The organism is Halolamina salina (assembly GCF_042678005.1).
Taxonomy (GTDB): Archaea; Halobacteriota; Halobacteria; order Halobacteriales; family Haloferacaceae; genus Halolamina; species Halolamina salina.
The window spans coordinates 8,816-14,576 of record NZ_JBHUDH010000183.1 but is presented as its reverse complement, the minus strand read 5'-3'; the positions used below and the strand labels follow the sequence as shown (position 1 = coordinate 14,576).

Below are 5,761 nucleotides of genomic sequence, written 5' to 3'. Positions count from 1 at the left end.
GGAGTGAGACGCGAGCGGTGAGGGCTGTGCGGGGCGGTTGCGGTCACAAGTGGCCCTGCTCACTCCGCGGTCGTGTTCGCGGATACGGTAGTCATCGCCGATCGATCAACTCAATCGCTGGCTCGCGGTTCGCTGACGCTCACCGCTCGCGTAACGAGGAAGTTTGCCGTTCAGTCGTTTCACTTCCTCACGTTTACCTCCCTCACTGGCTCACGGCTCACTCCGTTCGCCGTTCGCATAACGAGACAGTTTACCGTCGCTCGTTCCACTCGCGACGTTTCCCTGTCTCGCTCGCAACCCTTAACCCCGAAAACCACCCACCACACACCAATGAGCACGGACGCCGCGGACACCGAAAACGGCGACCCCCCCGCCTTCGTCGACGCCTGCGAGGAGCTCTGCCGCCGGATCATCGAGGAGGGCCTCGAACGCGACGACCTCGAGGCCGCAAAGCGCGAGGTCTGCAGCGAGACGGGCGCCCCCAAGGTCCCCACCAACGGCGATATCCTCAGCTACGCCCCAGACGAGTGGCGCGAGGAGGTGAAGTCCGTCGTCCGGCGCAAGCCCGTCAGGACCGCCTCGGGCGTCTCGCCCATCGCGATCATGACCTCGCCGCATCTCTGCCCGCACGGGAAGTGTCTCTACTGCCCCGGCGGGCCGGCCTCGGAGTTCTCCTCGGCGCAGTCCTACACCGGCCACGAGCCCGCGGCGGCCCGCGGCGAGCAGAACGACTACGATCCCTACGGCCAGGTCACGCTCCGCCTAGAACAACTCCGCTCGATCGGCCACCCCGTCGACAAGGCCGAACTCATCCTGATGGGCGGCACGATGACCGCCCGCAGCCACGACTACCAGGAGTGGTTCGTCAAGCGCGCGCTGCAGGCGATGAACGAGTACGACCTCGACTCCGATCCCGACCCCAGTCAGACCGAAAGCTTCGCCGAACCCCCCGAGGAGCAGGAGTTCGAGTACCTCGAGGACGTGATCGCCCGGAACGAGACGGGCGACATCCGCGTGACGGGGATCACCTTCGAAACCAAGCCCGACTGGTGTGACCCCGAGCAGATCGACCGCATGCTCGATCTCGGCGGCACGAAGGTCGAGGTCGGCGTCCAGACCACCTACGAGCGCATCAACCGCGAGATGCACCGCGGCCACGGCACGCAGGCCTCCATCGACGCCAACCGCCGGCTGCGGGACTCGGCGTTCAAGGTCGGCTTCCACATGATGCCGGGCCAGCCCGGGATGAGCCAAGAGATGTGCCGCGAGGACTTCCGACAGCTGTTCGACTCCCCCGAGTGGCGGCCGGACTACCTCAAGATCTACCCGACGCTGGTCGTCGAGGGCACCCGCGTCTACGACATGTGGAAGCGCGAGGACTTCGAGCCGCTGGACAACGAGACCGCCGCCGACGTCGTCGCCGACGCGATGAACGAGATCCCGAAGTACTGCCGGCTCCAGCGCGTCCAGCGGGACATCCCCGCGGACTTCATCGAGGGCGGCGTCTGGAAGTCGAACCTCCGCCAACTCGCCCAGCAGCGCGCCGAGGAGAAGGGGTACGACATCCGGGACATCCGCGCCCGTGAGGTCGGGCACAACGACGCCGACCCCGATCCCGCGGAGATCACGCTGGACACGATGGAGTACGAGGCCGGCGGCGGCACCGAGCGGTTCATCTCCTTCGAGGACCCCGTGCGGGACCTGCTGATCGGCTTCTGCCGGCTGCGGTTCCCGAACGACCCCGTCCGTCGAGAACTGCAGGACGCCGCGCTCGTCCGCGAACTGCACGTCTACGGCTCCGAAGCGACGTTCGACGGGAGCGGCGACGACGACGGGCAGGAGTGGCAGCACCGCGGTTACGGGAAGCGGCTCGTCCGCGAGGCCGAGAAGCAGGCCCGCGAGGCCGGCTTCGGGAAGCTGAGCATCATCTCGGGCATCGGCGTCCGGGAGTACTACCGCGAGAAGCTTGGCTACCACCAGGACGGCCCGTACGTCTCGAAGCGGCTCTGAACGGGAGTGTTTTTGTCAGCGTCGCCCAATGCCCCGCGTATGAGCGACGCAGGCGGGGACGGGCAGGACTCCGTGGGCCAGCGGCTCCGGGAGAACGCCACGGGCATCGTGAGCACGCTCGTCACCGCGATCTGGTTGGGCGCGCTGTTCACCGATCAGGGCTGGTGGCTGGCGGCGATGCTCGTCGGCTACGTCGCGGTCGTGCCGATCACCGCGATGCTGTTCGATGACGACGACGAGGAGGAGTGGCTGGACGAAGCCATCGACGACCGGGTATCGAACCGATCGAGCGACGAGAACGACGAGACGCCGCTCGAAACCCTGCGCCGGCGCTACGCGGAGGGGGAGCTGAGCGAGGCGCAGTTCGAGCGCAAGCTCGACCAACTGCTCGGAACCGAGACGATGGAGGACGCCGAGGAGTACGCCCGCCGGGAGCGCCGCGACCGGGAGACCGAACGCGAGCGGTAGTCGCTGCCTCGGCCGGCGCCGCGAGCACTCCCTCGTAGCGTGGGTCCCGAACGGAACGCCCTTCCCGGTCGCCCGAGAAATCCGGCGCATGGAGCCGAAACGCGAACTGTCGAGCGTCGACCTCGCGGCGCTCGCGACCGAGCTCTCCCGCTACGAGGGAGCCAAGCTCGACAAGGCGTATCTCTACGACGAGGACATGCTGCGGCTGAAGCTCCGGGACTTCGACCGCGGGCGGGTGGAGCTGCTGATCGAGGTGGGCGAGAACAAGCAGGCCCACGTCGCCGACCCCGAGCGCGTGCCCGACGCGCCCGGGCGCCCGCCGGAGTTCGCGATGATGCTGCGCAACCGGATCGAGAGCGCCGACCTCGTCTCCGTTTCCCAGTACGAGTTCGACCGCATCCTCGTCTTCGAGTTCGAGCGCCCCGACCAGAACACCACGCTCGTCGTCGAGCTGTTCGGCGACGGCAACGTCGCCGTCCTCGATGGCAACGGCGAGGTCGTGCGCTCGCTGGAGACGGTGCGGCTCAAGTCCCGCACCGTCGCGCCGGGCAGCCCCTACGAGTTCCCACAGTCCCGGCTCAATCCGCTCGAAGTCGACTACGACACGCTCGAGGCCCGGATGGAGCAGTCCGACACCGACGTGGTGCGGACGGTCGCGACCCAACTCAATCTCGGCGGCTTCTGGGGCGAGGAGCTCTGTCGCCGCGCTGGCGTCGAGAAGGCGATGGACATCGAAGAGGCGGGCGAGGAGGAGTACCGCGCGATCCACCGCGAGCTGACGGATCTCGCCGAGGCGCTCCGGGGCGGCCAGTTCGACCCCCGGGTGTACGTCGAACTCGACGAGGACGGCGAGGACGACGAGGACCGCCCGCTGACCGAGCGCGGCCGCGTCGTCGACGTAAGCCCCGTGGTGCTGGAGGAGCGATCCGACCTCCACAGTCAGGCGTTCGACTCGTTCAACCCCGCCCTCGAGGAGTACTTCTACCGACTCAAGGAGCAGGCCCAGCGCGAAGAGGAGGGCGGCGGCCGCGAGCGCCCCGACTTCGAGGCCGAGATCGAGAAGGAGAAACGCATCATCGAACAGCAGGAGCAGGCCATCGAGGGGTTCGAGGAGGAGGCCGAAGCGCTCCGGCGGAAAGCCGAGATCTGCTACGCGCGCTACGACCTGATCGACGAGGTGCTGTCGACGATCCAGCAGGCCCGCGAGCAGGACCGCCCGTGGGACGAGATCGAGGAGACGCTGGCGGAGGGCGCCGAGCAGGGCATCCCCGCCGCCGAGGCGGTCGTCGACGTCGACGGCTCCGAGGGGACGGTCACCGTCGAGGTGGACGACGAACGGATCACCCTCGACGCGACGACGGGCGTCGAGAAGAACGCCGATCGCCTCTATCAGGAAGCCAAGCGCGTCGAGGGGAAGAAGGAGGGCGCCCGCGAGGCGATCGAGGACACCCGCGAGCGGCTCGAGGCCGTCAAGAAACGCCGCGAGGAGTGGGAGGAGGAGCCAGAGCCGGAGCCGGAACCCGACGAGGAGCGGGAAGATATCGACTGGCTCTCCCGGACGGAGATTCCGGTCCGCCAGCCCGAGCACTGGTACGAGGAGTTCCGGTGGTTCCACACCAGCGACGGCTACCTCGTGATCGGCGGGCGCAACGCCGACCAGAACGAGGCGCTGGTGAAGAAGTACCTGAACAAGCACGACCGCTTCTTCCACACGCAGGCCCACGGCGGCCCGGTGACGATTCTCAAGGCCAGCGGTCCCTCGGAGCCGTCCAGCCCCGTCGACTGGCCCGAGTCGAGTCTGGAGGAGGCCGCCCAGTTCGCGGTCGCGTACTCCTCGGTCTGGAAGGACGGCCGCGGCGCCGGCGACGCCTACATGGTCGAGCCGGATCAGGTGAGCAAGACGCCCGAGTCCGGCGAGTATCTGGAGAAGGGCGGCTTCGCGATTCGGGGCGAGCGGGAGTACTTCCGGGATATGCCCTCCCGAGTGAAAGTGGGCATCACCTGCGACGACGAGACGCGGGTGATCGGCGGCCCGCCGAGCGCGATCGAGCCGACGGCGGAGACGACGATTACGCTCGAACCCGGGAAGTTCGCCCAGAACGACGCCGCGGTGAAGTGCTACCGGGAGTTCAAGTCCCGCTTCGCCGACGAGTCGTTCGTCCGGAAGATCGCCAGCGCCGACCGGATCCAGGAGTTCCTGCCGCCGGGCGGGAGCGATCTGGTGGACGTGTAAACGACGCTATCGCCGACCTTCTACGGGAAGCCGCAACTCCTCCCGCCGCCCGTCGAGCACCACGAACCGCTCGCCGCGCCGCGTCTCGAGCCAGTAGAGCAGCCGCTCGGCCCAGTGCAGTTTCCTCGCTTTCAGCTCGCCCACGTCGGGGTCGTCGAACTGCCAGCCGACGAACCGGAGTTCGCCGGCGCCCAGCGCGTCCGCGAGGAACGCCGCGCGGTCGCCGTCGGTGAAGCCGCCGAAGTTCCGGACGTGAGCCGTCGGCGCGGCCTGTGTGGTCGGCAGCAGTCGCTCGTCGGCGAACGCCGGCACCCACTCTTCGAGCGCGTCGACGTTGTCGCCGTGGGCGTGGACCGCGACCGGGACGCCCTCCCGACTCGCGGCGGCGAGGTGTTCGGGCACGCCGTCGAGGTCAGTGACTGCGACGTCGACCTCGATCCCGGCGTCCCGGAGCGTCGCCGCAGCCGAGGAGGCGGCGATCACGCGGTCGGCCGCCGCAGCAGTCTCCGCCTCGCCGGCGAGGGTCGGGGCGGCGCCGGCGACGGCGACCGTTCGCCCCTCGAACGCGGGGAGGGCGTCGAGGTCGAACGGCTCGGTCAGCGCCGCCAGCCGGTCGCGGGCGCGCTCGTCGGCCGCGCGGCCGAAGCCGAAGTCGGCGAGGATCCGCTCGTAGACTGGCTCCCAGACGTGGAACTCCATACGGTGTAGCGGTCGCTGAGGGACGTGAATACTGCGGAGATGAATGGGCCGGCGTGGTACCGAAGTACCCCTACCCAGGTACCGTGCCGGCGTCCACCTGTGGTTTTCTGCGGCCCCGGTATAAGCTTTCTTGTCGGCTCCGGCGTGTGAGGCCGCCGGAGGCCACCCCGTAACCTTGATGCGCTGGCTGGCGCAGGATACCCCATGGATCTCTATCGCACCAGCGAGTCGGGCGTCGTCCCGGTGCAGCCGCTCGGTCCCGGCGAGACGGCCGGACTCGCCGGCGCGCTCCTCCGAGGCCCCGGCGGGACGCTCGGCGGCGACGACGTGCTGTTCGTGACGACGGCCGCG

4 protein-coding genes are annotated in these 5,761 nt (G+C 68.7%); 3 read left to right on the top strand and 1 reads right to left on the bottom strand.

Annotation, left to right across the window (positions count from 1 at the left end):
• Positions 1-330: 330 nt before the first annotated feature.
• The 3 genes from ACFR9S_RS13735 (at position 331) to rqcH (ending at position 4,711) form a co-directional block, all read left to right on the top strand.
• Positions 331-2,010, top strand: a complete 1,680-nt coding sequence (locus tag ACFR9S_RS13735) for a tRNA uridine(34) 5-carboxymethylaminomethyl modification radical SAM/GNAT enzyme Elp3 (RefSeq protein ID WP_379731746.1) — start codon at positions 331-333, stop codon at positions 2,008-2,010.
• Between the two features lie 39 nt (positions 2,011-2,049).
• Entirely contained in the window at positions 2,050-2,478 is a 429-nt protein-coding gene (locus ACFR9S_RS13730; protein WP_379731745.1) for an SHOCT domain-containing protein, read from the top strand.
• Between the two features lie 88 nt (positions 2,479-2,566).
• The gene (gene rqcH, locus ACFR9S_RS13725; RefSeq protein ID WP_379731744.1) at positions 2,567-4,711 is read left to right on the top strand and encodes a ribosome rescue protein RqcH; all 2,145 of its coding nucleotides are present in this window, start codon (positions 2,567-2,569) and stop codon (positions 4,709-4,711) included.
• A 6-nt stretch (positions 4,712-4,717) separates the two neighbouring features.
• Here rqcH and ACFR9S_RS13720 read toward each other — a convergent pair whose 3' ends face one another.
• Positions 4,718-5,410 (bottom strand): 6-hydroxymethylpterin diphosphokinase MptE-like protein, encoded by a 693-nt coding sequence (locus tag ACFR9S_RS13720; protein ID WP_379818893.1) that lies wholly within the window; start codon positions 5,408-5,410, stop codon positions 4,718-4,720.
• Positions 5,411-5,761 lie beyond the last annotated feature (351 nt).